The 1,058-nt window shown below is 71.6% G+C and carries 1 protein-coding gene; it reads right to left on the reverse strand.

From position 1 onward, the window contains the following. The coding region (gene mnmA, locus OOT08_RS01045; protein WP_325090734.1) for a tRNA 2-thiouridine(34) synthase MnmA at positions 1–1,058 on the reverse strand (1,058 nt) is incomplete at both ends.

The following is a 1,058-nucleotide window of genomic DNA, read 5'->3' on the forward strand; positions in this document are numbered from 1 at the left end:
CTGGGCTCGGGCAGGGCCCGGTCGATCGTGAACTGTCCGAGGACGCGGGTGCCGACGTAGACCACGGCGGTCTGGCCGGGGGCGACCCCCATGAGCGGCTCCGTGGTGCGGACGACCCACTCCTCGGCGGCGTCCTCCCGGTGCAGCTCGGTGCGCTCGGTGATCGGGACGAGCTGCGCGGTCGCGGGCACCGGATCGGCGTGCGCCCGGATCTGCACCTCGCAGGCGACGGGCTCGGCCAGGGCGAAGCCCGGGTCCCCGGTCAGGCTCATGCGGCCGCCAGCGATCTCGGAAATCGCCAGCTCCTCCTTCGGGCCGACCACCACCTGGTTCGACACGGGGCGGATGCTGAGCACGAAGCGGGGCTTGCCGTCGGCGGCGGGGGTGCCGAGCGCGAGTCCGCGGCGCTGACCGACCGTGTAGCCGTGCGCCCCCTCGTGGCTGCCGACGACCGCGCCGGACTCGTCGACGATCTCGCCGGGCTTGACCCCGACCTTGTCGGCGAGCCAGCCGCGCGTGTCCCCGTCGGGGATGAAGCAGATGTCGTGGCTGTCGGGTTTCTGCGCGACGCCGAGCCCGCGCCGCTCGGCCTCCTCGCGGACGAGTGCCTTCGAGGGGGTGTCCCCGAGGGGGAAGTAGCAGTGCGCGAGCTGCTGCTCGGTGAGCACGCCGAGCACATAGGACTGGTCTTTCGCCTGGGCGCTCGCGCGGTGCAGCTCGCGGCCGTGCGGCCCCTCGACGATCGTCGCGTAGTGGCCCGTGGCCACGGCGTCGAAGCCGAGCGCAATGGCCTTGTCGAGCAGCGCCTCAAACTTAATCTTCTCGTTGCAGCGCATGCACGGGTTCGGGGTGCGGCCCGCGGTGTACTCGGCGATGAAGTCGTCCACGACGTCGGCCTTGAAGCGGTCGCTGAAGTCCCAGACGTAGTACGGGATGCCGAGCAGGCTCGCGGCCCGCTGCGCGTCCATCGAGTCCTCGATCGTGCAACACCCGCGGGAGCCCGTGCGCAGGGTTCCGGGCATGCGGCTCAGCGCCAGGTGTACTCCGACAACCTCGTG

The sequence above is a fragment of the Leucobacter sp. M11 genome (genome assembly GCF_035726885.1).
Lineage (GTDB): Bacteria > Actinomycetota > Actinomycetes > Actinomycetales > Microbacteriaceae > JAPFRB01.